This is a genomic window from Achromobacter denitrificans NBRC 15125 (genome assembly GCF_001571365.1).
Lineage (GTDB): Bacteria > Pseudomonadota > Gammaproteobacteria > Burkholderiales > Burkholderiaceae_B > Achromobacter > Achromobacter denitrificans.
The window spans coordinates 468,051-494,401 of record NZ_BCTQ01000001.1; the positions used below are offsets into that span (position 1 = coordinate 468,051).

The following is a 26,351-nucleotide window of genomic DNA, read 5'->3' on the forward strand; positions in this document are numbered from 1 at the left end:
CGGCAGAGGCAGGTCAGCGCCCGGCCATTATTGGTCGCGCTTGACTTCCTTGAAGTCGGCGTCGACGACGTTGTCGTCCACCGGCTTCGCGTTGTCGGCCGCTTGCTGCTGGCCGGCGGCTTGCTGCACCTGCATGTCGGCGTACATCTTCTCGCCCAGCTTCTGCGAGGCCGTGGACAAGGCTTCCACCTTGGCGTCGATCGCGGCCTTGTCGCCTTCCTTCAGCGTGTCTTCCAGTTCCTTGATGGCGGCTTCGATGCTTTCCTTTTCGGAAGCTTCGAGCTTATCGCCATACTCGGTCAGCGACTTGCGGGTGGCGTGCACCAGCGCGTCGGCCTGGTTGCGCGACTGGGCCAGTTCGGCAACGCGGTGATCTTCCTCGGCATTCGCCTCGGCATCCTTGACCATGCGCTGGATCTCGTCTTCCGACAGACCCGAGTTGGCCTTGATGGTGATCTTGTTTTCCTTGCCGGTGCCCTTGTCCTTGGCCGACACGTGCAGGATGCCGTTGGCGTCGATGTCGAACGTGACTTCGATCTGCGGCATGCCGCGAGGCGACGGCGGGATCCCTTCGAGGTTGAACTCGCCCAGGGCCTTGTTGCCCGCGGCGATTTCGCGCTCGCCCTGGAACACCTTGATCGTCACGGCCGGCTGGTTGTCGTCGGCGGTCGAGAAGGTCTGCGAGAACCGGGTCGGGATCGTCGTGTTCTTCTGGATCATCTTCGTCATCACGCCGCCCAGGGTTTCGATACCCAGCGACAGCGGCGTCACGTCCAGCAGCAGCACGTCCTTGCGGTCGCCCGACAGCACGGAGCCCTGGATGGCGGCGCCAGCGGCGACGGCTTCATCGGGGTTCACGTCCTTGCGCGGATCCTTGCCGAAGAATTCCTTCACCTTCTCCTGGACCTTGGGCATGCGGGTCATGCCGCCGACCAGGATCACGTCGTCGATGTCGGAAACCTTCACGCCGGCGTCCTTGATGGCCACGCGGCAGGGTTCGATCGTGCGTTCGATCAGTTCTTCGACCAGCGCTTCCAGCTTGGCGCGCGTGATCTTCAGGTTCAAGTGCTTCGGACCCGAGGCGTCGGCCGTGATGTACGGCAGGTTGATTTCGGTCTGCTGGGCCGAGGACAGCTCGATCTTGGCCTTTTCGGCCGCTTCCTTCAGGCGCTGCAGGGCCAGCACGTCCTTGGACAGGTCGACGCCCTGTTCCTTCTTGAACTCGCCGATGATGTAGTCGATGATGCGCTGGTCGAAGTCTTCGCCGCCCAGGAAGGTGTCGCCGTTGGTCGACAGCACTTCGAACTGCTTCTCGCCATCGACGTCGGCGATTTCGATGATGGACACGTCGAACGTGCCGCCGCCCAGGTCATAGACGGCGATCTTGCGGTCGCCCTTTTCGGTCTTGTCCAGGCCGAACGCCAGCGCGGCAGCGGTGGGTTCGTTGATGATGCGCTTGACTTCCAGGCCGGCGATGCGGCCGGCGTCCTTGGTGGCCTGGCGCTGGCTGTCGTTGAAGTAGGCGGGCACGGTGATGACGGCCTCGGTCACTTCTTCGCCCAGGTAGTCCTCGGCGGTCTTCTTCATCTTGCGCAGCACGTCGGCCGACACTTGGGGAGGCGCCATCTTCTTGCCGCGCACTTCCACCCAGGCGTCGCCGTTGTCGGCCTTGACGATGGCATAGGGCATCAGGTTGATGTCCTTCTGCACCGCCTTTTCCTCGAACTTGCGGCCGATCAGGCGCTTCACCGCGTACAGGGTGTTGCGCGGGTTGGTCACAGCCTGGCGCTTGGCCGGCGCGCCGACCAGGGTTTCGCCATCGTCCATGTAGGCAACGATGGAGGGAGTGGTACGAGCGCCTTCCGCGTTTTCAATGATTTTGACCTGCCCGCCGTCCATGACAGCCACGCAGCTGTTGGTCGTGCCCAGGTCAATGCCAATAATCTTGCTCATGGTGGGTTACCTTGATTGAATCTGTGTAAATAGGGAGAAACTTCTTGTCCCCACGTAACTGGGGCTGCCCGCAGGGTTTTTCAAGACGCCTGGCTCGAATTTTCCGTAGGCGTTTCCTGCAGGCGCCGGATTGCCGCCGTGAATTGGGGCAGCCCGGGCCAGCCGGTGATACGTCCCAGGCGCTTTCCGGCCCGGTACAGCACAAAAGTGGGGACACCATGCAGGGAGAAGCGCCGGCCCAGCGGTTCGTCCGCGTAGACGTCGGCCTCGAACCAGGTCAGGTCCAGCCCCAGCAGCGTTTCCCGATGCAGCAGCGCGGCCTGTTTGAAGAGGTTGCAGTTATAGCAATCCTGGCCCCACAGGAACACGCAGCGCAGGTCCGCCCCCGGCGCCTGCACCACCGCGGCGTCAAAGCCCGCAGTGTCGACATGGCGCATGCCGAACACCTGGAATACCTGGGCCGGGTCGAAGCGGGGGTCGGTCATGGCGCGCGGGCCGCTCAGCCCTGTCCGGCGGACACCACCACCAGCGCCGGGCGCAGGGTCCGGTCGGCGATGGAATAGCCCTTCTGCAGCAGCTGGACCACGGTATTGGCGGGCTGCTCGTTGGGGATGGACGAAATGGCCTGATGCAGGTGCGGGTCGAACTTGTCGCCCTGCGCCGGCGCGATTTCCTTGAGCAGGTTGCGCTCGAAGCCGGCGGTCAGCTGCTTGAGCGTCACTTCCACGCCCTCGCGCAGCGCTTCGACCGTCTGGTCGGGCTGGGCCAGGGCGGCTTCCAGGCTGTCTTTCACGGGAACCAGGCTTTCGGCGAACGACTCGATGCCGAACTTGCGCGCCTTGGACACGTCTTCCTGGGCGCGGCGGCGCACGTTCTCGACTTCGGCCTGCGCGCGCAGGACCTGGTCGCGCTGTTCATTGACGGTAGCCTGGGCGGCGTCCAGCTGGGCGCGCAACTCGTTCAGCTCGGCCTGCGCGTCCTGGGCGGCGGGGGCCGCGTCGGCGCTCTGGCCGATTTCGGGCGCCTGGTCAGCAGGCTCGTGGGGTGCCGTCATGGGGAATCCTCCAAAAAGAATGGCTTTCGCAGACATGAATGGGGGCCAATACCCCTATTTCAAGCCCGGGAAAGCGAAATATTCCCTGGGCGGGGGCCCCGGAAGGCCGGCCGCCCCGCCCGGCTATGTCCCTATTTCTTGGAAGGCTGCGCGGGCGCGGCCGGATCGCTGGCCGGGAAGCTCTCCTTCAGCGCGCGGTCCATGCGCTCGTCGTCGTCGTCGGGCTCGGGGTGGACAGCGATGGGGTCGCTGGCCGGAAAGGTTTCCGCAAGCGCCTCGTCGAGCTCGTGCTCGACCTGATCCTCGTCCACCGGGGTGCTAACCGTCCCCTTTTTCACTACCTTGCCAGTCTTGGGATCATGGTGCATGCGCCTTCTCCTTCAAGTCCGTGATTGCGTGGGCCACCCCTGCAAGTGCCGTTCCACCAGGCCGGACAGCCCGGCGATCCAGGCGGGATCGTCGTTGATCGCGGGGATGTAGCGGAACTGCCTGCCGCCCGCCCCGATGAAGGCGTCGCGGCATTCCAGGCTGATCTCTTCCAGGGTTTCCAGACAGTCTGCCACAAAACCCGGGCACACCACATCGACCTCCGTGGTGCCCGACGCCGCCAGCGCCTTCAGGGTGGGTTCCGTATAGGGTTCCAGCCAGCGGGCGGTGCCGAAGCGGCTCTGGAACGTCACCTCGATCTGCTCGCGCGGCAAGGACAGCCGGTCCGACAGCAGGCGCGCGGTATCCATGCAATCGCGGTAGTACGGATCTCCCAGCTCGATCGAATAGCGCGGCAGGCCGTGAAAGCTCATGACCAGCTTCTGCGGCTTGCCGTTCTCCTGCCAGAACCGCTCGATGCGGCCCGCCAACGCGTCCAGGTAGCCGGGTTCTTCATGGAAGCGCTTGATGAAGCGCAGTTCGGGCTGGTCGCGCAGCCGCGCCGCGTGGCGAGTCACCGCGTCCACCACCGTGGCCGTGGTGCTGGCCGCGTACTGGGGATAGAGCGGCACGGTCAGGATGCGCTCGCAGCCTTGTTCGCGCAGCCGGGCGATGGCGTCGGGAATGGACGGGTTGCCGTAGCGCATGCCCAGCTCCACCACGACGTCCATGCCAGCCGCCCGCAGGGCGGCACGCACGCCATCGGCCTGGCGCTCGCTGTAGACCATCAGCGGCGAGCCTTCCTTCATCCAGACGCCGGTATAGCGCGGCTCCAGCTTCTTGGGCCGCATCGTCAGCACCAACCCATGCAGGATCGGCTTCCAGAGATAGCGGGGAATTTCGATCACCCGGGGATCGGACAGGAATTCGCCCAGGTACTTGCGGATGTCCTTCCTGCCCGGCGTGTCGGGCGTGCCCAGATTCACCAGCAGCACCCCGACCTTGCCGGGTCCGCGCGGCGGCGGGTCTTCATTGAAGGGGTCGTCCTGCTCGGGTTCCGGCAGGTACCGTTCAGGCCACAAGTACTTGAACAGGCGAAGAAACACAAAAACTCCCCTTCCTCCGCAAGGAGGACGTCGCTGTGAATGGGACCTACTGATTGTGGCTGAGGGCGTTGGACAGCAGACGCGCCGTGATGTCCACGATGGGAATGACGCGCTCGTACGCCATGCGCGTCGGGCCGATCACGCCCAGCGTGCCCACCACCTTGCCGTCCACCCCGTAGGGCGCGGTGATGACGGAGACTTCTTCCATCGGGACCAGCTGCGAATCGCCGCCGATATAGATCTGCACGCCCTGGGCGCGGCTGGAGACATCCAGGAGCTGCAGCAGATCGGTCTTTTTCTCGAACAGCGAGAACATCTTGCGCAGGCGATCCATGTCGGACGCGATGTCGGTCACGTCCAGCAGCTTGCGCTCGCCGGAAATCACCATGGCGTCGCCGTCCTCGGCGGCTTCCGCGCTGGCCTCGACGGCCGCCTGCATCAGGCGCGAAATGTCTTCCCGCAACTGGGCCAGTTCGGTGGACAGGGTCTGGCGCACGGCGTTGAAGGACTTGCCGGCGAAGTGCATGTTGAAGAAATTGCCGGCTTCCAGCAATTCCGACTCGGCGTAATCGCGCTGGACGAAAAGAATGCGGTTCTGGACGTCGCCGTCGGGCGTGACGATGATGAGCAACACCCGCTTGTCGGACAGGCGGATGAATTCGATCTGGCGGAATACCTGCGCGCGCTTGGGCGTCAACACCACGCCGGCGAACTGGGTCAGGTTGGAGAGCAGCGCCGCCGCCGCGTTGACGGCCCGGGTGGGCTCCGCCGCCGCCAGCATCTCGCCCATGTTGTGGGGCTCCAGCTGGTAGGACTGCACCGCCAGCAGGGAATCGACGAACATGCGGTAGCCCCGCGGCGTGGGAATGCGGCCGGCGGAGGTATGCGGACTGTGGATCAGGCCCAGTTCTTCGAGGTCCGCCATGACGTTGCGGATCGTGGCAGGGGACAAATCGAAGACTTTCGATAGCGTCCGCGAGCCGACTGGCTGCCCATCGGCGATATAGCGTTCGATCAACGCTTTCAGTAGTGCGCGTGCACGGTCATCCATAACAGGTATTTTAGGGAAACTTTTCCGATTGAGGCGATTTTTGTCCCGCAAGCCGATATGCGGCCCCATATAATCGGCTAAACAGCCCATTCCGGGCGGGTTTCGGCCTCCCGGCCCGCCTTTTTTGGATACGCAGCCATGCATTTTCCTACCGTCGCCCTGATCGGCAGATACCAGGACACCGGCCTGGACACACCGCTGCGCGCGCTCGCCCATGCGCTGGCGCAGGCAGGCCGGCACGTGCTCATCGACGCGGACACGGCGCGCAACACCGGGCTGACCGAGTACCCCGTCGCCACGCTTGAAGAAATCGGCCAGACCGCGTCGCTGGCCGTCGTGATGGGCGGCGATGGCACGGTACTCGGCGCCGGCCGCCACCTGGCGCCCTTCGGCGTGCCGCTGATCGGCATCAACCACGGGCGGCTCGGCTTCATTACCGACATCGCGCTGCAGGACGCGCACGGCGCGCTGGCGCGCGTGCTCGAAGGCAGCTTCCAGATCGAGGAACGCACCCTGCTCGAAGGCAGCGTGTGGCGCGGCGACCAGAAAATGTACTCCGCCACCGCCCTGAACGACGTGGTCCTGAACCGCGCGGGGCGCGGCGGCATGATCGAAGTGCGGGTGGAGCTCGACGGCGCCTTCATGTACACGCAGCGCGCCGACGGCCTCATCATCGCCACGCCCACCGGCTCCACCGCCTACGCGCTGTCGGCCAACGGCCCCATCCTGCATCCCGGCATGAACGCCATGGTGCTCGTGCCGGTCGCGCCGCAGACGCTGTCCAACCGCCCCATCGTCATTCCCGACACGGGCGTGCTCAACATGACGCTGACGGCCATGGGCCGCGTGGAGGTGGGCGCCAGCGTGCATTTCGACATGCAGACCTGGTCCGACCTCCAACCGGGCGACCGCATCGTCGTGCAGCGCGCGCCTTATGCCATCCGCTTCGTGCACCCCGAGGGCTACAGCTTCTTCTCCACCCTGCGCCGCAAGCTGCACTGGAACCTGATGCCCCAAGCCTCCGACAACGTAGAGTAGTAAGCGCCCCGACATGCTGCGCACCCTGCATATCCGCGATTTCGTCATCGTCGAACAGACCGAGATCCATTTCGGCCCCGGTTTCACCGTCTTCTCCGGCGAGACCGGCGCGGGCAAATCCATCCTGGTGGACGCGCTGGCGCTCACCCTCGGCGAACGCGGCGACGCGAGCATGCTGCGCGAAGGCGCGCCGCGCGCGGACATCACCGCCGTCTTCGATACCCCCAAGGCGCTGCATGCCTGGCTGGCGGAACGCGAGATCGACGCCGACGCCGAGCTCTCGCTGCGCCGTGTCATCGATGCGCAGGGCCGCAGCCGCGCCTACATCAACGGCACCCCCGCCACCGTCGCGCAGTTGCGCGAGCTGGGCGACAGCCTGGTCGACATCCACGGCCAGCACGCGCACCAGAGCCTGATGCGCCCCGACGCCCAGCGCGACCTGCTCGACGCCCACGGCGGCCATGGCGAACTGCGCCACGCGGCCGGCCAGGCCTGGAAGCAATGGCGCGCGCTGGCGCGCCAGCTGGAATCCGCCGAAAAAGACGCCGAAAGCCTGGCTTCCGAGCGCGACCGCCTGCAATGGCAGGTCGACGAACTGGACCATCTGGCCCTCGGCCCGGACGAATGGGAATCGCTGCAATCCGAGCACACGCGCCTGTCGCATGCGCAGTCCCTGCTGGACGGCGCCACGCAGATCCTGGAAGCCCTGGACGGCGAAGGCGATTCGGCGCATCACCGGGTCACGCAGGCCAACCAGCGCATCCATCAGATGCTGCGCCACGATCCCGGCCTGCAAGGCGTGTACGACGAACTGGAATCCGCGCGCATCGCGATCAGCGAAGCCGTGTCCGACCTGAACAACTACGTCAGCCGCGTCGACCTCGATCCGCAGCGGCTCGGCACCGTGGAAAACCGGCTGGGGCTGGTCTTCGAGACCGCCCGGAAATTCCGCACCGAGCCCGACGCCCTGTGCGAACTGCGCGAAACCCTGCATGCCCAACTGGCGGCGCTGCAGGCCGCGGGCGACATCGATGCGCTGCGCGCCCAGGCGCAAGCCGCCCAGGCGCAATACGACGCGGCCGCCGCGAAGCTCACGGCCGCCCGCCGCAAAACCGCCAAGGACCTGGGCAAGCTGGTCACCCAGGCCATGCAGACGCTGGCCATGCAGGGCGGCAAGTTCGAACCGGTGCTCACCCCTTCGGCGCCTGCCGCCCACGGCAATGAGCAGGTCGAATTCCTGGTCGCCGGCCATGCCGGCACCACGCCGCGCCCCCTGGCCAAGGTGGCCTCGGGCGGCGAACTGTCGCGCATCTCGCTGGCGCTGTCCGTCATCGCCAGCCGCGCCGCGCGCGTGCCCACCCTGATATTCGACGAAGTCGACAGCGGCGTGGGCGGCGCGGTGGCCGAGGTCGTGGGCAAGCTGCTGCGCGAACTCGGCGAACGCCACCAGGTCCTGTGCGTGACCCACCTGCCCCAGGTCGCGGCCTGCGCCAACAACCAGTTCCTGGTCAGCAAATCCGAATCGCGGGGAACCACCCGGTCCAGCATCGAAGAGCTGGACGCCCCCGCCCGCGTCGAAGAAATCGCCCGCATGCTGGGCGGGATCAAGCTCACCGCCACCACGCGCGAACACGCCAGGGAAATGCTGCAAGGCTTCGGCCAGGCAAGCGTGTAGAGGGCCCCCACGCCGCGCCCCTTCCGGGGCTAGCTGCCCCCCAAGGGGGCTTTTTTTCCTTGGGGCGGCCCGGCGGAAAAAAGGAGCCCCCACGCCGCGCCCCTTCCGGGGCTAGCTGCCCCCCAAGGGGGCTTTTTTTCCTTGGGGCGGCCCGGCGGAAAAAAGGAGCCCCCACGCCGCGCCCCTCCGGGGCTAGCTGCCCCCAAGGGAGCTTTTTGTCCTAGGGGCGCTTCCTTGCCGCCGACGGCCACAAAAAAAGCCCCTTCGATGCGAAGGGGCTTTGGAATTCACTGGCCCGCTGCGAGCGCAGCCACGGACCGGAGGACCTGCCTCGGATCAGCGTCCTTTCAGGCAACTGCCGCAGATGCCGTAGAGCACCATGGCATGGCTTTCCAGGGCAAAGGCGTTGTCCTTGGCGATCTTTTGCTGGCGCTTTTCGATCTCCGGATCGGAAAACTCGACCACCTTGCCGCAATTCGTGCAGATCAGGTGATCGTGGTGGTCCCCGTCGTTGAGTTCAAACACGGCCTTGCCGCTGTCGAACTGGCTGCGGGCAAGGATGCCGGCCTGTTCGAACTGGGTCAGGACTCGATACACGGTGGCCAGGCCGATTTCGACGTTTTCGCCGATCAGGGCGCGATAGACGTCTTCGGCGCTGAGGTGCCGCTGGTCCGATTTCCGGAAAATATCAAGAATTTTCAGGCGCGGGAACGTCGCCTTCAAACCCATGTTCTTCAGTTCGCTTTGGTCGCTCATGGTGTAATCGCTCTCCGTCCGCGTTGGCATGGGCAAGGATGGGTGCACCGCGAGCCGGCTCACCGAATTCCTGCCGCCACGCGGAACTATCCTTATGAAACCTTTATGATAACGGTTTTGTCTGCTTCCAAATAATAGGGGCGCGTAGTGTCCATGATTGCACGAATTCCCTCCCGCTCGCTCAAGACCGGTTTGGCCGTCGCCGCCCTGGCCGTCGCCCTGGCCGGATGCACGGGGGACAAGTGGGGCTTCCCCTACAAGGCCGGTGTCCAGCAAGGAAACTGGATCACCCAGGAACAGGTCGCCCTGCTGCAACCGGGCATGACTCGCGAGCAGGTGCGCTTCGCCCTCGGCAGCCCCACGCTGACCAGCGTGCTGCACGCCAATCGCTGGGACTACCCCTACTACTTCAAGCCGGGCTACGGCGACGCGCAGGAGCGCAAATTCACCGTCTGGTTCGAAAACGACCGGCTGGTGCGCTGGGAAGGCGACAAGCAGCCCGACCTGCAGCCCTACCAGATCAACACGCCCAACGCGGCGGCCGACGAGAAGGCGGAAAAGCGCCTGAGCGAAGACGAGGCCCGCCAGAAGGAAGACGAGGCCGAAAGCCGGCGCGACTCCGCCGCGCCCGTCAGCCCGCTGAACCAGTACCCCGGCCAACCGGGCAACGCGCCCGAGCCGCTCAATTAATTCCAAGGACCCCGCCATGCGTATCGCAATCGCCGGCGCCAGCGGCCGTATGGGCCAGATGCTGATCGACGCCGTCCTGAACTCCACCGACCTGCAGCTGACGGTCGCGCTGGACCGCCAGGGTTCGGCCTCGCTGGGCCAGGATGCCGGCGCCCCGCTCGGCAAGCAGACCGGCGTGGCCATCACGGACGATCTCGACGCCCTCGCCCAGGCCGATTGCCTGGTCGACTTCACCCGCCCGGAAGGCACGCTCGAACATCTGCAAGCCTGCGTCAAGCACGGCGTGAAGGCCGTCATCGGCACCACCGGCTTCGACGACAACGGCCGCGCCGCGATCGAAGTCGCCGCGCAGAAGATCGGCATCGTGTTCGCGCCCAACATGAGCGTGGGCGTCAACGCCACGCTCAAGCTGCTCGACATGGCCGCCCGCATCCTGAACGCCGGCTACGACGTCGAAGTCTTCGAAGCCCATCACCGCAACAAGGTGGACGCGCCCTCGGGCACCGCCTTGAAAATGGGCGAGACCATCGCCTCGGCCTGGGACGTGGCGCTGCCGGACGTCGCTACCTGGAGCCGCCACGGCGACACCGGCGTGCGCAAGCCCGGCACTATCGGCTTCTCCGTCCTGCGCGGCGGCGACATCGTCGGCGACCACACCGTGTCGTTCTGCGGCATCGGTGAACGCGTCGAGATCACGCATCGCTCGTCCAGCCGCGCCACCTACGCGGAAGGCGCGTTGCGCGCGGCCCGCTTCCTGGAAAGCAAGCACAATGGCCTGTACGACATGCAATCGGTGCTCGGCCTCTGATCCCGCCCCGGCAACGAAAAGGACCCCTCGGGGTCCTTTTTTTGCGTCGTCGGGAAGCCGGAAGCCGCTCGACGTGGCCGGCCGGCGTATCAGACCACCACGGGCTCCGGCTCCAGCCGCACGCCGTAGCGTTCGTACACCGCGGCCTGGATGGCGCGCGCCAGCGCCATGATGTCGGCCGCGCCGGCGCCGCCGCGATTGATCAGCACCAGGGCCTGCCGGTCGTGCACGCCCGCCGCACCCAGCGCCCGCCCCTTCCAGCCGCACTGGTCGATCAGCCAGCCCGCGGCCAGCTTGTAGCGGCCGTCCGCCTGCGCGTACGAGACCAGGCTGGGGAAACGTTCCGCCAGCGCATCGCGCGCGCTGGCCGACACGATGGGATTCTTGAAGAAACTGCCTGCATTGCCCGTCACGGCCGGATCGGGCAGCTTGGCGCGGCGGATCTCGCACACGGCGTCGAAGACGTCGCGCGCCGTCGGCGCGCCCTCCGCAAGCCTCGCGTGGCGCTGCAGGTCGGGATAGCCCAGCACCGGCCGCCAGGGCCGCGGCAAGGCGAAACGCACGCTCACGATCACCCAGCGTCCCGGCTCGTCATGCTTGAACACGCTGTCGCGGTACGAATAGCGGCAGTCCGCCGCGTTCATGTCGACGAGGCGGCCCGCGCGCACGTCCCAGGCGGTCAAGCCCAGAAAGCGTTCCTGCAGTTCGACGCCATAGGCGCCGATGTTCTGCACCGGCGCCGCACCCACGGTGCCGGGGATCAGCGCCAGGTTTTCCAGGCCGTCCCATCCCTGGCCGACGCAGGTTTCCACGAAACCATGCCAGGTCTCGCCGCCAGCGGCCTCGACCACCCAGGCGTCCGGCCGCGCCTCCAGCAAACGCACGCCCTTGAACGCCACCCGCGCCACCAGCCCCGGCACCCGCTGCGGCAGCACCAGATTGCTGCCGCCGCCCAGCACCAGCAGGGACGACGCCTCGCTCGCCAGCCGCGATAGCGCCGGCAATTGCGCCGCATCGGTCAGCGTCACGAACGCGTCGGCCCGCGACACCAGGCCCAGCGTATTCAGCCGGGTGAGGTCCTGGATGACGGGGGACAAGGTAGGAGACGCGGAGGAATTTGACATGGGTACGACGGGCTGTGCTATAGTTTCTGTCTTCGCTCATATTACTTGATTGAGTGTTTGCGCTGAATGGTCTTTAGCGGATCGATCCTTAACCGGAACGCGCTTTGACTTTGGCTTTGACTTTGATCCGGGCTTGTTCGATAACTGCGCACGCGCAGTGAGAGTGAGCAAGGCCCAAGGTTCAATGTCCAAAACCCAAGACCGAAAACATCAGGCCAAATGACAAACTCAAAAAAACCATGTAATATGCGCGCCTTCTGATCGATAACCAAGTTGGTCGGAGTGAATAAGAAACGGTTCTGAGCATCGCAGCAATGCAGCACGGAACTCATGCGGGAGTAGCTCAGTTGGTAGAGCGCAACCTTGCCAAGGTTGAGGTCGCGAGTTCGAGACTCGTCTCCCGCTCCAGGATTCTTGCTCCTGGGCATTCCTAAATGTCCAAGGGCAATTGAAAAGGCCGAAAGATCATACTTTCGGCCTTTTTGCATTTCCGGGCAGCCGCCGCGCTCCCCTGCTACGCCTCACCGCGGGGCAATGCCTGCGCGACATCGATGACGAGCTGCTTCATCCACGAATGCGCCTTGCTGTGCGCATGCCGTTGGTGGAAGTAGATCCGCCATTCAAATTCGGGCGACTCGAACGGCAGCGGCTTGCAGACGATGCCCTGCGACGTCAGCTTGCTTCCGAAGCGCTCGGAGACCACTCCCAGCAAATCCGTCTCCCGCAACATCTCAGGCATCAGCAGCCACTGGGGCACATTGACCGCGATCTCGCGGCTCAGGCCTTGCGCGGCGAGCTTGCTATCCACGAAACGCAGATCGGTGGGGCTCATCGCCACGCGAAGATGGCGGGCTTCGAGGAAGCGCTTCAGCGTCAATCGGCCCTTGCTCAGCGGATGGCCGCGCCGCATCGCGCACACCATCCTGTCCGACAGCAATGATTCCGAACGGATCGTGCGCCCATGGGAGAGCTCGAAGCTGACGGCAAAATCGAGCTGGTCCTCCTCCAGGGCGCGAATGGAGCGCTCCGGCGCGATGTGCAGCACATCCAGGGAAATGCCCGGGGCAACGGAGGAAAGCCGGTGCATGCAGCCCGGCAGCACCAGCGAGCCCACCAGGTCCGACATCCGGATGGTGAAGGAGCGCTTGGATGTCGCCGGCTCGAAGAGCGCATCGCTGTGCATCAGCCGCTCGGCCTGCAGCAGGATCTGATGAATGGCGTCCCTGAGCTCCAGCGCCCGGGGAGTGGGCTCCATCCCGTTGGCGGTGCGCACCAACAGTTCGTCCTTGAATAGCGCGCGCAACCGCGTCAGCGCATTGCTCATGGCCGGCTGGCTCATGGCGGCCCGCGCCGCCGCCCGAGTCACATGACGTTCAGCCATCAGGGCGTCGAACATGACCAGGAGGTTCAGATCCACGGAACGAAGGTTGATTCGCATCGAGCCCCTACTATTCATGAAAACAATAAAAACAGGCCCACTATAGTATTCCGCTCTCTCCATCCGCGCAGTCTCCATCGCCCCTCCCACGGACGCTGGATCGCCCCCCCTTACCGCGCGAGGACGGCCGCCTTCACGCCACCACTATTGATGCCATCAATAATTCCATTCAAATCATCCATTGGATTGATTTTGGCCCCGCTCGTAAATTTCACTTCACGCGAATCGGCGCTTATCTCTACCAATCGGAGTATTTCAATGGCATCTGCGGACGTTCTCAAAAACAAGATCAAAGTCGTCATGTTCGACCAATATGGCACGGTGGTCGACATGCAAAAGGGGCTGACCGAAATCGCCGCGCCCTTCCTCAAGGAAAAGGGATGGACGGGCAACCCGGGCTCCTTTGTCACCTGGTGGCGTCGGACGCATTTCGAGAACTCGATGATCGACGCCCTGCTGCACAAGGAACACACGCCGTACCGCGAGATCGGCCACCGCGCCGTTTCGTACACGCTGGAACGGGCCGGCATCGAACACACCCCGGACGAGGTGCGCTACCTGGTCGGCTGCATCGAGAAGCTGACCTGCTTCCCGGACGTGCCCGAGGCGCTGGCCCGGCTGCAGACCCGCTACAAGATCGTGGTGCTGTCCAATGGCGATCCCGACATGCTGGAGGCAGCGAAGGCCTATCACAAGATTCCGTTCGACAACGTCATTTCGGTCGCCGAAGCGAACTCGTTCAAGCCGCACGTCGCCACCTACGCCAAAGCGGCCGAGATCATGGGCGTGCGCATGGATGAAGTGCTGTTCGTGGCCAACCATGCCTTCGACTGCCTGGGGGCCAAGTCGGCCGGCATGCACAGCGCCTTCATCGACCGTCGCAAGCGTCCGTTCGGAGGCACGCCCCACCAGCCCGATCTGTGGGTCGACGATATGCAGTCGCTGGCCGACCTGATGGTGTGATATGGGGCCGCTCACCGGTATTCGTGTCCTCGACCTGAGCCGGGTGGTGTCCGGTCCTTTCTGCAGCATGCTGCTGGGGGACCTGGGCGCCGAGATCATCAAGATCGAAGAACCCGAGCACGGAGACGACAGTCGCGCTTTCGGGCCGCCCTTCAGCGGCGGCGAAAGCGCCTACTTCCTGTCGGTCAATCGAAACAAGCGCAGTTGCGCCGTCAATCTGCGCGACAAGGACGGCGTCAGCATCGTGCAAAGCCTGGCCGAGCGAAGCGACGTGCTGCTCGACAACTTCCGGCCCGGCACCATGGAAAGGCTGGGCTTGGACCATCGCGCGTTGCGCGCGGCCAACCCGAAGCTGATCAGCTGCTCCATCACCGGATTCGGCCGCACGGGCCCCGATGCCCAGCGCCCCGGCTACGACCTCATCATCCAGGGCGAATCGGGCATCATGGACATCACCGGCGATCCGAACGGGCCGCCAACAAAAGTGGGCACTTCGATCGCCGACCTGCTGACCGGCCAATTCGCCACCCAAGGCATCATGGCCGCGCTGCTCGAACGCGCGCGCACCGGCCAGGGCAGGCACGTGGATGTCTCCATGCTGGACAGCATGGCCTCCTTGCTGACGTTCAACGCCGGCATCTACTTCACTACCGGCAACAGCCCCAAGCGACGCGGCAATACGCATGCCACGATCGCTCCTTACGAAACCTTCAAGGCGTCAGACGGCTGGTTGAACATCGGCGTCGCCAACGACAAGTTCTGGCAACGCTTCTGCGGGGTGATCGAACGGCCGGATCTGGCTGGCGATCCCCGCTACGCCAAAGCGGTCGAACGCGTCAGGCTGCGCGAAGAACTGGTGCCCATCGTGGCCCGGATCGTGGCGTCCAAGCCGCGCCGGCACTGGATCGCGGCGCTGTCGGAAGCCGGCGTGCCGTACGGGGACATCCGGTCGGTGCGGGAGGTGTGCGAAGCCGAACAGCTGACCTCGCGCGGCATGCTCATCGAAATGGTCCATCCCACGGCGGGCGTCGTCAAGAACATCGACAGCCCCATCCGGTTCGATGACCGCAACGATGACGACCACTCGCCACCGCCTCTGCTGGGCGAGCACACCGCGCAGATCCTGGAAGACCTGCTCGGCATGAGCGGCGAAGCGGTGAAGTCGCTGGCCGCCCGCGGCGTGGTGCGCTGCCGGGAGGCGCCTCATGGATGAAATGTCCGCCAGGCAGGCCTTCGAGCAAGCGCTGGCAACGCACAGACCCGCCTTCGAACACTTCTTTCTGGCACGGCTGCTGGCGCTTCGGTTCGACTACCCGGAGCGGCAATGCGTGATCACGTTCGAGGCCAAGGACTTCATGTTCAACCCCCAGGGCTCCTTGCATGGCGGAATCATTGCGACGGTGCTGGACATCTCGATGGGCCATCTTCTGAACCGCCGGCAAGGGCCCGGCGCGACGCTGGAGATGAAAACGCAGTACGTGAAGGCGGCACGCGCAGGGACGATGCGCTGTTGCAGTGAATTCATCAAGCTCGGCCAGGGCATTTCCTATTTGCGTGCAGTCATGACCGACGCCGACGGCGACACGGTGGCGTTCGCCACGTCGACCTGGAAACGTCTGAAACCGCCCGCGGAGCGCTCGTCCAAGTCGTAAGTCACAGCCAAAGGTAGGGCCGGGAGGTAGCCGTCCGGAGACGGCTGCCGCCCATTTTTTAAAACGATAAAGGAGACAAAGATGAAGCGGATGAAGAGGCTCGCGGCGGCCGGCGCAATATGCGCCGCAATGCCGGGCGTTGCGACAAGCGCGGATTGGCCCGGAAAGCCGATGACCGTGATCGTGCCCTACGGACCCGGTGGCGGCGTCGATGTTTTCACCCGGCCGCTGGCTGCCGGATTGTCGAAGGAGCTGGGCCAGCCGATGATCGTCGAAAACCGGCCCGGCGCCGGCGGCATCATAGGCGTGCAGCACGTTTCCAAGGCGAATCCGGATGGCTACACCTACCTGTCCGGCGGGGTGCACCAACCGATGGCGGAAGGGCTGTACCCGAAACGCAATTACGACCTGGACAAGGATTTCGTGCCCGTGGCGCTTACCGCCTATGTGCCGACCGTCCTGGTGGTCACCAACAACGCGCCCTACAAGACGGTCCGGGAATTCGTCGCCTACGCAAAAGCCCACCCGGGAGATATCAACTACTGCTCTTCAGGCAACGGCACATCGCAACACCTCGTGGGCGAACAGTTCAAGCGCCTGACCGGCATCAACGTGACGCACGTCCCCTATCGCGGCACCGCCGCGGCGATGACCGATCTCATCGCCGGCCATTGCTCCCTCATGTTCGACGGCCTCGGCACGTCCGCATCGCAGATCCGCAGCGGCAGCATCCGTCCCCTGGCCGTCGTCACCAAAAACCGCAGCACCTTGTTTCCCGATATCCCGACGCTCAAGGAAGCGGGCGGCCCTGACATGGACGCCACCATCTGGTACGGTTGGTGGACTCGGCAAGGCACTCCGCCGGCGGTCGTGAAACGCATGGCGGAGGCGATTCGCAACACCTTGAAGGATCCCGCGGTGGCCGAGACCTGGAAGCTGCAAGGCGCTGAAGTCCCCACCATGCCCTACGCCGAAACCGGCCCCTACGTTCACGCCGAAATCGAGCGCTGGACGCAGGCCGTCAAGGAGCTGGGCATTTCGGTGGATTGAACCACCGGCCGCCGGCCCGAGTGGCGCGGCCATGGATCCGCGCCACTCGCCCGACGCATGAACCACTGTCAGGAGCGAGAAGATGCAGAGATTTGAAAACCTCATCGGAGGAAGAATGACGCCGGCGGCCTCCGGCCGTTGGATGGCCAGCCTCGACCCCTACAAGAACGAGAACTGGTGCGAAGTGCCGGACAGCGACCAGGGCGATGTCGACGCCGCCGTCGCCGCCGCCAAGGCCGCATTCCATTCGCCCGAGTGGGCGAAGATGTCCGCCACCGCCCGCGGGGCGCTGCTGCGCCGAGTGGGAGATCTGATCGCCGAAAATGCGGACAGGCTTGCCGAGATCGAGGTCAGGGACAACGGCAAGCTGCTCGGCGAAATGCGGATCCAGCTGCAGACCATCCCCCAGTGGTACTACTACTACGCGGGGCTGGCGGACAAGATCGAAGGCGCCGTCCTGCCGATAGACAAGCCGGACCAATTCGTCTTCACGCGATGGGAACCCCTGGGCGTGGTGGCCGCCATCACCGCATGGAACTCGCCGCTGCTGCTCTTGACGTGGAAGCTGGCGCCGGGCCTGGCCGCCGGCAACACCTTCGTCATCAAGCCGTCCGAGTTCACCAGCGCTTCCACCGTCGCATTCGCCGAGCTCTTCGAGCTGGCGGGTTTCCCGCCGGGCGTCGTGAACGTCGTGTGCGGCACGGGCCAGAACGTGGGCGCCCCCCTCGTCAGCCACCCCGACATCGCCAAGATCGCCTTCACCGGTTCCGACACGGCCGGGAAGGCGATCAACAAGGCCGCGGCCGGGGACCTCAAGCAGGTCACGCTGGAACTGGGCGGGAAGTCGCCCAATATCGTTTTCGAAGACGCGGATTTCGACGCCGCGCTGGCGGGCGTGGCGTCGGGCATTTTCGCGGCGGCGGGCCAGACTTGCATCGCCGGGTCGAGATTGCTGCTGCAACGGTCGATCTACGACACGTTCCTCCAGAAGCTCCGGACCATGATGCAAGGCGTGAAGATCGGCGACCCGTTCGACGCCGAAACGCAGATCGGACCGTTGGCGAACCTGCCGCATTACAACAAAGTGCTGTCCTGCATCGACGATGCAAAAAAAGAAGGCGCAACCGTCTTCTGGGGCGGCAAGGCCATCGAACACCCCAGCGGCGGACTGTTCGTGGAACCGACCATCTTCAAGGACGTCTCGAACGACTCCCGGCTCGCCCAGCAGGAGATATTCGGACCCGTGCTTGCCGTCATCCCCTTCGAGGACGAAGAAGAGGCGCTGCGGATTGCCAATGGCTCCAGGTATGGGCTGGCCGCCGGCGTATGGACCAAGGATATGGCGCGCGCCTTTCGCATGTCCGAAGGGATCCAGTCCGGGACGGTGTGGATCAATACCTATCGGGCGCTGAATGTCATGGCGCCATTCGGAGGGATGAAAGACAGCGGCCTGGGGCGCGAGAGCGGGCAGGAGATGATCAAGTCGTACTTGCAGGCGAAGACCGTCTGGATCAACAACTCCTCCCAGGCGCCTGGCAATCCGTTCGTCATGCGACTGAAGTAGAAAGCGGCCGCCAGGCGGCCTCAAGCCGAGCCGGCGCGGAAGACTGCGCGTCTTCCGCGCCGGGCTCGCGCAACGTCTACTTCAGCGCGGCGCATTCGCTCGCTTGCGGAGAAATGTAGGCTTGCTCGCCGGGAATCGTCGCCACCCGTTCCGACAGGTCCCACTCGCTCTCGCCGTCGGCCTTCACCTTCAACAAGTACATATCGTGGATCAGCATGCCGTCTGCCCGAACGGCGCCGCCCTTCGCATAGAAATCGTCGATTTTCATCGCGCCGAGCTTCGCCCGCACGGCATCGGCCCGGTCGGTGCCAGCCTCCCGGACCGCTTGCAGATAAGCCATCGTGGCGGAGTAGATGGCGGCATGCGGGGCGGTGGGCGCGGCATTCCTGGAAAATTCCAGGTAGCGCTTTTTCCAGTTGCGCGACGCGTCGTCCAGGTCCCAATACCAGCCGTCGGTGTAGTGCAGGTCCTTGGCGATATCCACGCCTATGCTCTTCACGTCCGATAGCAGGATGAGCATGCCCGCCAGGCGCTGGCCGGCAGCGACGATGCCGAACTCGTGCGCTTGCTTGATCGCGTTCACGGTGTCCGTCCCGCCATTGGCCAAGCCGATGATCTTTGCACCCGAAGCCTGGGCCTGCAACAGGTAGGAGGAATAGTCCGCCGTATTGAGAGGCACGCGCAGGCTCTTCTTCACCGTGCCTCCCATGCCCGTCACGACCCGTGAGGTATCGCGTTCCAGCGCATGGCCGAAGGCGTAGTCGGCCGCCAGGATGAACCAGGAATCTCCGCCCTCTTTCATGATTGCCGAGGCCGTTCCCGTTGCCAGCGCGTAGGTGTTGTAGCCGTAATGCACGCCGTACTTCGTGCAGGCCTTGCCGGTGAGATCGATCGCCCCGGGGCCCGTCGCAATCGTGATCCTGCCTTTGTCTTCCGCCAGCTTCTGCACGGCGAGCGCCACCGAGGAGTTCGTGAGGTCGGTAATCATGTCGACGTCGGCCGTGTCGAACCACTGGCGCGCCGTCGCCGAGGCGATGTCGACCTTGTTCTGGTGATCGGAAAAGATCACCTCGATCTTCTTGCCCAGCACCGAGCCGCCGAAGTCCTCGACCGCCATTTTCACCGCGGCGACCGCTCCCGGCCCGCTGAACCCGCTGGAGTACATGCCCGACATATCGCCGAGCACGCCGATTTTGACGACATCGCCCGAAATGCCATCCGCCGCCTGGCAGGGCGCGAAGGCCGTGGCCAAGGCGGCGGCAAGAACGCGCAATCCGACTTTGAACATGTCTTTCTCCATGCGATGAGATTCGCGGCCCGCTAGGCCGGGATCAGCACACCCTTGCCTGTCGTCTGGGTGTCGAAGAGGCCATAGGCTTGCTCCGCCTGCTCCAACGGCCAGGAATGCGTGAAGAGCCGGTCGACATCGATCCCGCGCTCGGCGACGAAACGCGCGCAGTCCGCCTGGCCGCTCCGGCTGAAAGTCCAGCTGCCGTAGATCGACAGCTGCTTGCGGTTCATCTCGGTGCTCACATCGATCGTCACATTGCCCCCCTCGCCGAGGAAGACCACGCGCCCCCACTTGGCGGCGCTGCGCACGGCCGCGGATCGGGCCGCCGATGAGCCGGTGCAGTCCATGGCGCACGCCGCGCCTCGTCCGCCGGTGGCCTCGATGATGGCGGCGGCGGGATCCTCGGCGCGGGCATTGATCACGCAATCGGCCCCAAACTCCCTGGCGCGTTCCAACCGGCTGTCGTCGAAGTCCAGCGCGATAACGCGAGCCCCCATGGCCACGGCCAGCTGCGTCCCGCTCAGCCCGACCGGCCCCTGGCCGAAGATCGCGATGGTGTCTTCGCCGCGCAGGCCCAGGCGATGCAGGCCGCCCCAGGCCGTGCCTGTCCCGCACGAAATGGCGGCCCCGGCCTGGAACGACAGCTCGTCGGGCAGCGCGACGAGGGAGTCGGCCGGCACCTTCATATACCGGGCATGCGCCCCGTCGCCGTTCGCGCCGAAGGTGATCGAACCCTCGTCGCACATCTGGGTCCAGCCCGTGCGGCAAGGATTGCAGCAACCGCAACCGGAGTAATGATGGTTCATGACGCGCCGGCCGATACGCGCCAGCGGAGAGGTCACGCCCGGCCCCGCCTCGCACACGATGCCGCAAGGTTCATGGCCCGCAATCACCGGCGCGCCCGATGCGGACGCGAAACCGATCGCGCTGGCGCCGTCGCTGGCCCGATAGTATTTGAGGTCCGTGCCGCACATGCCCGAGGCCTTGATCTCGATGATCACCTCGCCAGGACCCGGCGTGGGGTCCGGCACGTCTCTGATCTCCACTTTCCGGTCACCCAGAAAATACACTGCGCGCATGGATGCACCCCTGCTTCGTTAGGGAATCGGGAAGGAACGGCGAACTGCTCAGGCCTGCAGCGCGTGCTTGAAGCGATCCGTGATCGTCGCCCCATCTCTTTCGGGCACGGTGCGCGGCTGGTCGCCCGGCTCGATCTTCAACACGGCGACCAGGGTGCCGCAACGCCCATGGATCTTTTCGCGCAAGGTGTCCAGGACGTCCGCCGAGTAGCAGGTCGACGCGTCTTCCAGTCCGCAGGCGCGGGCGACAGCGGCCAGGTTCGTACCGAACCCGGTAGCGGTTTGCTGCATCCCGGTCTCGGCGTATTGCTCGTTGTCGAGGATGACGATGGAGAGATTCGGCGGGCGATGCTGGGCGATGGTCGAGAACGCGCCCAGCCCCATCAGCATCTCGCCGTCCCCGGTGAAGACGGTCACGGGGCGCTCCGGTTGCGCAAGCGCCAGCCCCAGTCCCACCATGGCAGCCGACCCCATGGCGCCCCAGTCGTAGAAGTTCAGCGGATGGTCGCCGGCGGCGAACACGTCGTAAACCGGGGAGCCCAGCCCGGCCACCACCAGCATATCCGCGCGCCCTTGCAGCAGTCGGGCCACGGCGGGCCTGCGTTCGATTCGTGTAGTCATGTCAGTAACGGTTTCGGATTGGCTTACTTCGACCAGTTCTTGCGGCCGATCAGCCGCTGGGACAACAGCACCGCAACGCTGCGCCTGGAATGGAAGGCTTGGTCCATGGCCCCCGCGCAGAGATCTCCCACGCCATCCGCCGACTCGGCGCGGAAGACGTCGAACCCCATCAGTTCGAGCGCGGCGCCAGCCCGCTTTCCCATCGGTATCTGCCACGGGATGTACTCCGCGAACTCGCCTCGCATGGTGACGAGCAGCACCAGGGGCATGCGGCAATTCTCGGCCAGGGAAAAGAGATTGAGGCAGTTGCCGACGCCGGACGATTGCATCAGCAGCACGCTGCGCACGCCGCCGAGCCACAGCCCCGCGGACAGGCCCACGCCCTCCTCTTCGGTGGTCAGCACCGTCGTGCCGATCGACGGATCGTCGGCGCAAAGGTTGATGAGTCCGCGATGCCCTCCATCGGGCACGTAGGCAACGTGTCCCACGCCGCATCCCTGGAAGGCGGCGTGTATATCCTTTTGCCAAGGACGTATGGCTTGGTCGAGGTCTGCTGTCATCGGTTCTTGAGGAGTGGAATCGGTCGTGGTGTTTCACCGGATTAAACTCGTCCGGTCACTCATCCGACAAATTGATAATGCGTATATCATCATTGATATGATGAATGGCCCTGGCCGGGCCCAGCCTCAAGTCCGATCGCGAATGCGATCACGCCAGGAACAGTCGCCTGGCCATGCGCGGCGGTGCGCGGCCGCCGCCGCGCATGGGGTCATCCTTCGGCGCAAGCGTCGCTGCGCGGCCCGCGCGGGGAGCGCGGGCCGTTGGAATCGCTAGGCCGCCTCGCCCCCCAACAGCAGATGCTCGTCATCGACGACCGTCGGCCGCTGCTGGGCATGGAACCCTTCCGTGTATACCGCTTCCGGCTTCGCGCCCAGGCGCAGGGCCGCCTCGACGCTCGCCGTGACAAAGCCCGGGCTGCCGGCCGCGAATACCGTATGCCTGGACAGGTCCGCGGCCACGGCGGGCAGGACGTCGCCGACGCGGCCCGCGAGGCAGCCGTCGCGCTCTTCCCGGGTCAGGGTGACGCGGTAATCGAACTTCCGATGCCTGGCCCGCCACCACGCCAGCAGACCCAGCCCGTACACGTCTTCAAGCGTGCGCGCCGAGACCAGCAGCATCACCGGCTGGCGGAATCCGCGCCGCATGGCCGCCTCGGTCAGGGCGAGTATCGGCGCGAGCCCGGTTCCCGCGGCCAGGCAGAGTATCGGGGAGTCCACCGCGGGATCGCCGATGAACGTGCCATAGGGCCCCGAGAGCTTGATGCCCTCGCCCGGCATCAGCGTGTCATGCACCCACGCGCTGGTGGCGCCGCCCTCCATCAGGGCCACCTGCAAGACGAGCTCGCCGTCGGGACGCGGCGCGTTCGAAACCGAGTAGGCCCGGGGCGGGATGCCGGCATCCGGATTGCCCAGCATCACATACTGGCCGGGCCAGTAGCGCATGGGCTTGCCCAAGGGGCGCAGGCGCAACTCCATGACGCGCGGCGTCAGCCGCCGCTTGTCCGTCACGACGAACAGCATGTTCTCGCGCGGCGGGAAAAGCTTGGGCCGCGCGTCGGCGGTGCCCCACTCGATCTCCAGGTTGTCCGCCAGCGGCTTGGCCATGCACATGAGGCCATAGCCCTGGGCGCGCTCGTCGGCGGTCAGGGCCATGTCGAGCACGGTGCCCTGGTCGAAGGCGCCCGCAAGCACCTTGACCTTGCATTCGCCGCAGGCCCCTGCGCGGCAGTTGTTCGGTAACGCATATCCCGCCCGCTCCAGCGCGGTCAGCACCGTATCGCCGGGCGAGCACTCCACCGTCCTGCCGGACGGCTGTATCGTGATGATTGCCATGTCTAGGCTGCTCCCTGTGCGGCCGGCGGAATGCGAATGCGTCCGCCGGCCGCCTCGCCATGTGCTCAGAACACGGGAATGATGTCTTCCAGGTCCACGTCCGAGACTTCCTGCCCCGTGATGCCGACTTCGGGAATGGCGGGGAACGGGATGTTGTAGCGATCCAGGACGCTCTTCAGGTTGATCATCGCGTTGCGCCAGTTCTCCAGCTTGGCCTCATAGCTGGGGATGCCGAAGCCGGCGGCGCGAGCCACCTCTTCCGCCTCGCGCTGGTTCGCGATGAAGTCGGCGGGCAGGTCCCAGAATTCCATCGGCGGCTCGAACAGCACCGCGGACAGGAACAGATAGCCCGCGCGGATCTGCTTGGTCACCACCGCCTTGATGTCGTCCTTGAGGCCGGGATAGTCGCGCTCCATGACGGCCATGCAGATCGCCATGTGGCGCCCCTCGTCGCGGCCGATGTTCTTGAAGCCTTCCTTGAACACGGCCTCGCGCGAGTTTTCGTACATCTGCTTGAAGATCGTCGCGGCCGCGATTTCGCCCATCAGGAACGAGCTGAACAGCACGGCGAGGTCATACTTGGGCACGGCCTTCTTGTAGCCTGTCCAGTAGCGGGCGCCGTTGAAATACAGCCACTGCGCGTTCTTCTGCAGCCGCTTGCCCAATTCGGTCTTGGGCACGTAGGTCAGGGGATCGGAATGGCCGAGCAGGCGCGTGATCGCCAGGCCGCACATGATCTCGTGGTTCTGCTCGTCGCGCGTGACGGAGAAGAAGCATTTGCGAACGACGTCTTCCTCGTGCACCTCGTAGGTCTTGACCAGGGCCTCGGCGAACACGGGCGGCGCCGACGCGTCGAACACGGACAGCAGCGTCCACCAGTAGGCGATCGATTCGCGCTCTTCCCAGGTATAGCTTTCCAGGTCCAGGGTATCCCAGGGCAGCTTCTCCGGATCCCAGTTCTCGCGCAGCGATGCCTCCCAGACCTCCTGCAGCTTCTTGGTCTTACAGACCCAGGACAGCGGGTACACATTGGGCTGCTCTATCGGGGGCGGCAGTTCCTGCGTGGCCGCATAGCGTTGCTTTTCCATGGCTACATTTCCTCCTCGGTTGTGCGTGGCACGGTTCGATCGCGGGGATCGCGACCCGATTACGTGATACCAAATTTATTGGATTCATTATTTTTTTGTATCATTTTATCTGGTGCAAAGTATGGAACCAGAGGCGCGGCGGTGTCCATCAACGCAACGCAGGAACATTGATATAGATCAAGCCGATGCCTGCCGCATTGCCCGGTCCATGCGCAAAGCCCGGCACCTGCGCGTGCAAAGTTTCAGAATTTGGGTATACTTCCGCCTCTCTTGCAAAGAACAGCTGCCGGATCGGATCGATCCAGAGGCGTTCGGCGCAGGAAAATGCGGGAGTAGCTCAGTTGGTAGAGCGCAACCTTGCCAAGGTTGAGGTCGCGAGTTCGAGACTCGTCTCCCGCTCCAGATTTCGATTTCCAGCCGCCTTCGCGGTTTCCTGGAAGTCCAGGAAAAAGGGCCCCCGGGCCCTTTTTTCATTTCGACGGATCTCCTTCGCTGCCGGCACCGCCGGCCATGCGACCCGGAATCCCGCCGTCGCCGGCGATATCGACCGGCAAATCCGCAACCGCTCACAGTGCCTCCAGTCACGTACATGGGGTAACCTTCTGGTTGCACAAATCAGAGGTGTTGGAAAGAACAATGGGTTTTGAAAAACTTGCCGACCTGCGAGAGCAGCTCCGGGCGCAAGCTCAGCAAGCGGCGCCGGCCCAGCCGAAGGCGGCGGGCCAGGCCAAGCGCCGGGAATCTTCCAAGCAGCGGGACCCCTCGAAGCAACGAGATCCCGCCAGGCAGCGTGAGTCCGCAAGAAAGCAGGAACCCGCGAAGCAGCGGGAACCGGTCGATCCGACGGTCGAAGCGATCTGGCGCCTGCAGAAGCAGTTCCCGCTGGCTTTCCCGAAGAATCCCGCGCCCAAGGTGCCGCTCAAGGAAGGCATCCTGGCGGATGCCGCGCAGCATCTCGATGCGCTGTCCATGACGGAAGAGCAGCTGAAGCTGGCCATTGCCGCCTGGTGCAAGGGCAGCCGCTACTGGGCCTGCCTGACGGAAGACGCGCCTCGCGTCGACCTGCAAGGACAGCCCGTCGGCAAGGTGACCGCGCAGCAGGCCGCTTACGCGCGCCGGCAGGCCAGCCGCCGGCCGGGCGGCCCCAAGGGCCGTCCCGCGAAGAAGGCCGCCGCGCCGCAAGCCGGGGCAGCTGCCCCGCAGCCCGACGACGCCCAGCCCGCCGACGCCCAGGCCGCCGACACGCAGCCTGCCGAAACGCCCTGACCCCGATCCGGGCGCGGACGAACCCCGGCGCCCGCGCGACTATTCGCGCGGGCGCTTTTTCTTTCCGCGTTTTTTCACCTACGCAGCACAAGTCAAAATTTCTGTGTATAATCGCTGTCTTTGGTGAACACGGCCCTTTCTGAAAGCGCTTCAATGGAAGACTTCAGGAAACGCACCAAAGCGGCGATGCAGCAATGCATGCCCATATGCGGGAGTAGCTCAGTTGGTAGAGCGCAACCTTGCCAAGGTTGAGGTCGCGAGTTCGAGACTCGTCTCCCGCTCCAAATACAAAAAGGAAGCAACGGCCAACACCGCGCTTCCTTTTTTCTTGAAGTGCTGGCGCAATGGCAGAGTGGTTATGCAGCGGATTGCAAATCCGTGTACGTCGGTTCGATTCCGGCTTGCGCCTCCAGCAGCTTCCCTGCATCTAGTTACCCTTCCCTACGCCCCGTCAATCGAATGATTGCTATGGTGACGCCGTTTTCATTTGACGACGATCCCATGCGCACCATTCCGAGTTCCCGCTCCCGCCTTCCCTCCCCGCTGCTGGCCTTGTCGGCCGCCGCTGTGTTCGCGCTGGCGCCGATGGCGGCGCAGGCCGATTCGGACAAGCATCGCCATCGGCATGGCCGCGAATACAAGGAGCAGTACTGGGACGGCGCCTGTAAAGTCGAGCGCAAGTGGAAGCGCAACGGCGACTACCAGGAAAAGCGCAAGTGCCGCGACGAATACCGCTACGGCTACGCGCCGCAGCCGGTCGTGGTGCCCGTAATGCCGGCGCCCGCCATCGTGATCAACCCGCCCCCCATCATCATTCGCCCCTGAC

At 64.7% G+C, this 26,351-nt stretch carries 27 protein-coding genes and 4 tRNA genes; 15 read left to right on the plus strand and 16 right to left on the minus strand.

All coding sequences use genetic code 11. From position 1 onward, the window contains the following. Window positions 1–27 precede the first annotated feature (27 nt). The 6 genes from dnaK to hrcA form a co-directional block, all read right to left on the minus strand. Complete coding sequence (gene dnaK, locus ADE01S_RS02170; protein WP_062679805.1) at window positions 28–1,953, minus strand: molecular chaperone DnaK; 1,926 nt, start codon at window positions 1,951–1,953, stop codon at window positions 28–30. 80 nt (window positions 1,954–2,033) lie between these two features. Beyond that, window positions 2,034–2,438, minus strand: coding sequence for a thioredoxin family protein (locus ADE01S_RS02175; RefSeq protein ID WP_062679806.1), 405 nt, complete (start codon window positions 2,436–2,438; stop codon window positions 2,034–2,036). Window positions 2,439–2,452: 14 nt separating this feature from the next. Further along, window positions 2,453–3,007, minus strand: a complete 555-nt coding sequence (gene grpE, locus ADE01S_RS02180; protein ID WP_062679807.1) for a nucleotide exchange factor GrpE — start codon at window positions 3,005–3,007, stop codon at window positions 2,453–2,455. Between the two features lie 131 nt (window positions 3,008–3,138). Then, complete coding sequence (locus tag ADE01S_RS02185; RefSeq protein WP_062679808.1) at window positions 3,139–3,375, minus strand: hypothetical protein; 237 nt, start codon at window positions 3,373–3,375, stop codon at window positions 3,139–3,141. A gap of 12 nt (window positions 3,376–3,387) precedes the next feature. Then, a complete protein-coding gene (gene hemH / locus ADE01S_RS02190) occupies window positions 3,388–4,479 on the minus strand; it encodes a ferrochelatase (RefSeq protein WP_062679809.1) in 1,092 nt (363 codons plus the stop codon). A gap of 46 nt (window positions 4,480–4,525) precedes the next feature. Further along, complete coding sequence (gene hrcA, locus ADE01S_RS02195) at window positions 4,526–5,530, minus strand: heat-inducible transcriptional repressor HrcA (protein WP_062679810.1); 1,005 nt, start codon at window positions 5,528–5,530, stop codon at window positions 4,526–4,528. A gap of 138 nt (window positions 5,531–5,668) precedes the next feature. Here hrcA and ADE01S_RS02200 point away from each other — a divergent pair, with 138 nt between their 5' ends. Beyond that, window positions 5,669–6,568 (plus strand): NAD kinase, encoded by a 900-nt coding sequence (locus ADE01S_RS02200; RefSeq protein ID WP_062679811.1) that lies wholly within the window; start codon window positions 5,669–5,671, stop codon window positions 6,566–6,568. A 13-nt stretch (window positions 6,569–6,581) separates the two neighbouring features. Next, entirely contained in the window at window positions 6,582–8,243 is a 1,662-nt protein-coding gene (gene recN / locus ADE01S_RS02205) for a DNA repair protein RecN (protein WP_062679812.1), read from the plus strand. Window positions 8,244–8,579: 336 nt separating this feature from the next. Here recN and fur read toward each other — a convergent pair whose 3' ends face one another. Further along, window positions 8,580–8,999: a ferric iron uptake transcriptional regulator gene (gene fur, locus ADE01S_RS02210; protein WP_062679813.1), complete on the minus strand. Its 420-nt coding sequence runs from the start codon at window positions 8,997–8,999 to the stop codon at window positions 8,580–8,582. 153 nt (window positions 9,000–9,152) lie between these two features. Between fur and ADE01S_RS02215 the strand changes: the two genes are divergently transcribed. Continuing rightward, complete coding sequence (locus tag ADE01S_RS02215) at window positions 9,153–9,689, plus strand: outer membrane protein assembly factor BamE (RefSeq protein ID WP_062679814.1); 537 nt, start codon at window positions 9,153–9,155, stop codon at window positions 9,687–9,689. Window positions 9,690–9,705: 16 nt separating this feature from the next. Further along, window positions 9,706–10,497 (plus strand): 4-hydroxy-tetrahydrodipicolinate reductase, encoded by a 792-nt coding sequence (gene dapB, locus ADE01S_RS02220; protein WP_062679815.1) that lies wholly within the window; start codon window positions 9,706–9,708, stop codon window positions 10,495–10,497. Window positions 10,498–10,586: 89 nt separating this feature from the next. Here dapB and murB read toward each other — a convergent pair whose 3' ends face one another. Further along, entirely contained in the window at window positions 10,587–11,621 is a 1,035-nt protein-coding gene (gene murB / locus ADE01S_RS02225; RefSeq protein WP_062679816.1) for a UDP-N-acetylmuramate dehydrogenase, read from the minus strand. A gap of 332 nt (window positions 11,622–11,953) precedes the next feature. Between murB and ADE01S_RS02230 the strand changes: the two genes are divergently transcribed. After that, window positions 11,954–12,029: transfer RNA gene (locus ADE01S_RS02230), tRNA-Gly, on the plus strand. A gap of 106 nt (window positions 12,030–12,135) precedes the next feature. Here ADE01S_RS02230 and ADE01S_RS02235 read toward each other — a convergent pair. Beyond that, window positions 12,136–13,077: a LysR family transcriptional regulator gene (locus ADE01S_RS02235; RefSeq protein ID WP_305954983.1), complete on the minus strand. Its 942-nt coding sequence runs from the start codon at window positions 13,075–13,077 to the stop codon at window positions 12,136–12,138. Window positions 13,078–13,169: 92 nt separating this feature from the next. Next, window positions 13,170–13,361: a hypothetical protein gene (locus ADE01S_RS31715; RefSeq protein ID WP_165695596.1), complete on the minus strand. Its 192-nt coding sequence runs from the start codon at window positions 13,359–13,361 to the stop codon at window positions 13,170–13,172. On the opposite strand from ADE01S_RS31715, the gene ADE01S_RS02240 reads away from it, so the two are divergent. From ADE01S_RS02240 to ADE01S_RS02260, 5 genes are all read left to right on the plus strand, one after another. After that, window positions 13,318–14,022 (plus strand): haloacid dehalogenase type II, encoded by a 705-nt coding sequence (locus tag ADE01S_RS02240; protein ID WP_062679817.1) that lies wholly within the window; start codon window positions 13,318–13,320, stop codon window positions 14,020–14,022. The two genes, ADE01S_RS31715 and ADE01S_RS02240, sit on opposite strands and share 44 nt — an antisense overlap. Window position 14,023: 1 nt before the next feature. Continuing rightward, window positions 14,024–15,235, plus strand: a complete 1,212-nt coding sequence (locus tag ADE01S_RS02245; protein WP_062679818.1) for a CaiB/BaiF CoA transferase family protein — start codon at window positions 14,024–14,026, stop codon at window positions 15,233–15,235. Continuing rightward, window positions 15,228–15,674, plus strand: coding sequence for a PaaI family thioesterase (locus tag ADE01S_RS02250; protein WP_062679819.1), 447 nt, complete (start codon window positions 15,228–15,230; stop codon window positions 15,672–15,674). Before ADE01S_RS02245 ends, ADE01S_RS02250 begins: the two co-directional genes overlap by 8 nt. An 81-nt stretch (window positions 15,675–15,755) precedes the next feature. Then, window positions 15,756–16,724, plus strand: a complete 969-nt coding sequence (locus ADE01S_RS02255; RefSeq protein WP_062679820.1) for a Bug family tripartite tricarboxylate transporter substrate binding protein — start codon at window positions 15,756–15,758, stop codon at window positions 16,722–16,724. A gap of 82 nt (window positions 16,725–16,806) precedes the next feature. Continuing rightward, window positions 16,807–18,288, plus strand: a complete 1,482-nt coding sequence (locus ADE01S_RS02260) for an aldehyde dehydrogenase (RefSeq protein ID WP_062679821.1) — start codon at window positions 16,807–16,809, stop codon at window positions 18,286–18,288. A gap of 76 nt (window positions 18,289–18,364) precedes the next feature. Here ADE01S_RS02260 and ADE01S_RS02265 read toward each other — a convergent pair whose 3' ends face one another. The 6 genes from ADE01S_RS02265 to ADE01S_RS02290 form a co-directional block, all read right to left on the minus strand. Further along, entirely contained in the window at window positions 18,365–19,576 is a 1,212-nt protein-coding gene (locus ADE01S_RS02265) for an ABC transporter substrate-binding protein (RefSeq protein WP_062679822.1), read from the minus strand. A gap of 32 nt (window positions 19,577–19,608) precedes the next feature. Next, complete coding sequence (locus ADE01S_RS02270; protein ID WP_305954982.1) at window positions 19,609–20,610, minus strand: zinc-dependent alcohol dehydrogenase family protein; 1,002 nt, start codon at window positions 20,608–20,610, stop codon at window positions 19,609–19,611. Window positions 20,611–20,706: 96 nt separating this feature from the next. Next, window positions 20,707–21,279, minus strand: coding sequence for a thiamine pyrophosphate-dependent enzyme (locus tag ADE01S_RS02275; RefSeq protein WP_062679824.1), 573 nt, complete (start codon window positions 21,277–21,279; stop codon window positions 20,707–20,709). Between the two features lie 23 nt (window positions 21,280–21,302). Then, on the minus strand, window positions 21,303–21,767 hold the full coding sequence (locus tag ADE01S_RS02280; RefSeq protein WP_228468144.1) for a phosphonopyruvate decarboxylase: 465 nt from the start codon (window positions 21,765–21,767) through the stop codon (window positions 21,303–21,305). A 342-nt stretch (window positions 21,768–22,109) separates the two neighbouring features. Further along, complete coding sequence (locus tag ADE01S_RS02285; protein WP_062679826.1) at window positions 22,110–23,171, minus strand: 2Fe-2S iron-sulfur cluster-binding protein; 1,062 nt, start codon at window positions 23,169–23,171, stop codon at window positions 22,110–22,112. Window positions 23,172–23,236: 65 nt separating this feature from the next. After that, entirely contained in the window at window positions 23,237–24,259 is a 1,023-nt protein-coding gene (locus tag ADE01S_RS02290; protein WP_062679827.1) for a hypothetical protein, read from the minus strand. Window positions 24,260–24,585: 326 nt separating this feature from the next. Here ADE01S_RS02290 and ADE01S_RS02295 point away from each other — a divergent pair. From ADE01S_RS02295 to ADE01S_RS02315, 5 genes are all read left to right on the plus strand, one after another. Continuing rightward, window positions 24,586–24,661, plus strand: a tRNA-Gly gene (locus ADE01S_RS02295). A gap of 234 nt (window positions 24,662–24,895) precedes the next feature. Then, entirely contained in the window at window positions 24,896–25,525 is a 630-nt protein-coding gene (locus ADE01S_RS02300; protein WP_062679828.1) for a ProQ/FinO family protein, read from the plus strand. 208 nt (window positions 25,526–25,733) lie between these two features. Continuing rightward, window positions 25,734–25,809: transfer RNA gene (locus tag ADE01S_RS02305), tRNA-Gly, on the plus strand. Between the two features lie 54 nt (window positions 25,810–25,863). Continuing rightward, window positions 25,864–25,937 (plus strand) — tRNA-Cys (locus ADE01S_RS02310). An 89-nt stretch (window positions 25,938–26,026) separates the two neighbouring features. Further along, window positions 26,027–26,350, plus strand: a complete 324-nt coding sequence (locus ADE01S_RS02315; protein ID WP_370511553.1) for a hypothetical protein — start codon at window positions 26,027–26,029, stop codon at window positions 26,348–26,350. Window position 26,351 lies beyond the last annotated feature (1 nt).

What these genes read in the sequence shown, in the direction of transcription:
- hrcA (WP_062679810.1), bottom strand. Translation starts at nt 5,530, where the DNA reads ATGGATGACCGTGCACGCGCACTACTGAAAGCGTTGATCGAACGCTAT.
- ADE01S_RS02245 (WP_062679818.1), top strand. Translation starts at nt 14,024, where the DNA reads ATGGGGCCGCTCACCGGTATTCGTGTCCTCGACCTGAGCCGGGTGGTG.
- ADE01S_RS02235 (WP_305954983.1), bottom strand. Translation starts at nt 13,077, where the DNA reads ATGAATAGTAGGGGCTCGATGCGAATCAACCTTCGTTCCGTGGATCTG.
- ADE01S_RS02265 (WP_062679822.1), bottom strand. Translation starts at nt 19,576, where the DNA reads ATGTTCAAAGTCGGATTGCGCGTTCTTGCCGCCGCCTTGGCCACGGCC.
- ADE01S_RS02215 (WP_062679814.1), top strand. Translation starts at nt 9,153, where the DNA reads ATGATTGCACGAATTCCCTCCCGCTCGCTCAAGACCGGTTTGGCCGTC.
- ADE01S_RS02290 (WP_062679827.1), bottom strand. Translation starts at nt 24,259, where the DNA reads ATGGAAAAGCAACGCTATGCGGCCACGCAGGAACTGCCGCCCCCGATA.
- fur (WP_062679813.1), bottom strand. Translation starts at nt 8,999, where the DNA reads ATGAGCGACCAAAGCGAACTGAAGAACATGGGTTTGAAGGCGACGTTC.
- ADE01S_RS02300 (WP_062679828.1), top strand. Translation starts at nt 24,896, where the DNA reads ATGGGTTTTGAAAAACTTGCCGACCTGCGAGAGCAGCTCCGGGCGCAA.
- dapB (WP_062679815.1), top strand. Translation starts at nt 9,706, where the DNA reads ATGCGTATCGCAATCGCCGGCGCCAGCGGCCGTATGGGCCAGATGCTG.
- ADE01S_RS02315 (WP_370511553.1), top strand. Translation starts at nt 26,027, where the DNA reads ATGCGCACCATTCCGAGTTCCCGCTCCCGCCTTCCCTCCCCGCTGCTG.
- ADE01S_RS02255 (WP_062679820.1), top strand. Translation starts at nt 15,756, where the DNA reads ATGAAGCGGATGAAGAGGCTCGCGGCGGCCGGCGCAATATGCGCCGCA.
- ADE01S_RS02200 (WP_062679811.1), top strand. Translation starts at nt 5,669, where the DNA reads ATGCATTTTCCTACCGTCGCCCTGATCGGCAGATACCAGGACACCGGC.
- ADE01S_RS02175 (WP_062679806.1), bottom strand. Translation starts at nt 2,438, where the DNA reads ATGACCGACCCCCGCTTCGACCCGGCCCAGGTATTCCAGGTGTTCGGC.
- ADE01S_RS02260 (WP_062679821.1), top strand. Translation starts at nt 16,807, where the DNA reads ATGCAGAGATTTGAAAACCTCATCGGAGGAAGAATGACGCCGGCGGCC.
- ADE01S_RS02185 (WP_062679808.1), bottom strand. Translation starts at nt 3,375, where the DNA reads ATGCACCATGATCCCAAGACTGGCAAGGTAGTGAAAAAGGGGACGGTT.
- ADE01S_RS02275 (WP_062679824.1), bottom strand. Translation starts at nt 21,279, where the DNA reads ATGACTACACGAATCGAACGCAGGCCCGCCGTGGCCCGACTGCTGCAA.
- murB (WP_062679816.1), bottom strand. Translation starts at nt 11,621, where the DNA reads ATGTCAAATTCCTCCGCGTCTCCTACCTTGTCCCCCGTCATCCAGGAC.
- ADE01S_RS02285 (WP_062679826.1), bottom strand. Translation starts at nt 23,171, where the DNA reads ATGGCAATCATCACGATACAGCCGTCCGGCAGGACGGTGGAGTGCTCG.
- ADE01S_RS02240 (WP_062679817.1), top strand. Translation starts at nt 13,318, where the DNA reads ATGGCATCTGCGGACGTTCTCAAAAACAAGATCAAAGTCGTCATGTTC.
- grpE (WP_062679807.1), bottom strand. Translation starts at nt 3,007, where the DNA reads ATGACGGCACCCCACGAGCCTGCTGACCAGGCGCCCGAAATCGGCCAG.
- ADE01S_RS31715 (WP_165695596.1), bottom strand. Translation starts at nt 13,361, where the DNA reads ATGACGACTTTGATCTTGTTTTTGAGAACGTCCGCAGATGCCATTGAA.
- ADE01S_RS02250 (WP_062679819.1), top strand. Translation starts at nt 15,228, where the DNA reads ATGGATGAAATGTCCGCCAGGCAGGCCTTCGAGCAAGCGCTGGCAACG.
- dnaK (WP_062679805.1), bottom strand. Translation starts at nt 1,953, where the DNA reads ATGAGCAAGATTATTGGCATTGACCTGGGCACGACCAACAGCTGCGTG.
- recN (WP_062679812.1), top strand. Translation starts at nt 6,582, where the DNA reads ATGCTGCGCACCCTGCATATCCGCGATTTCGTCATCGTCGAACAGACC.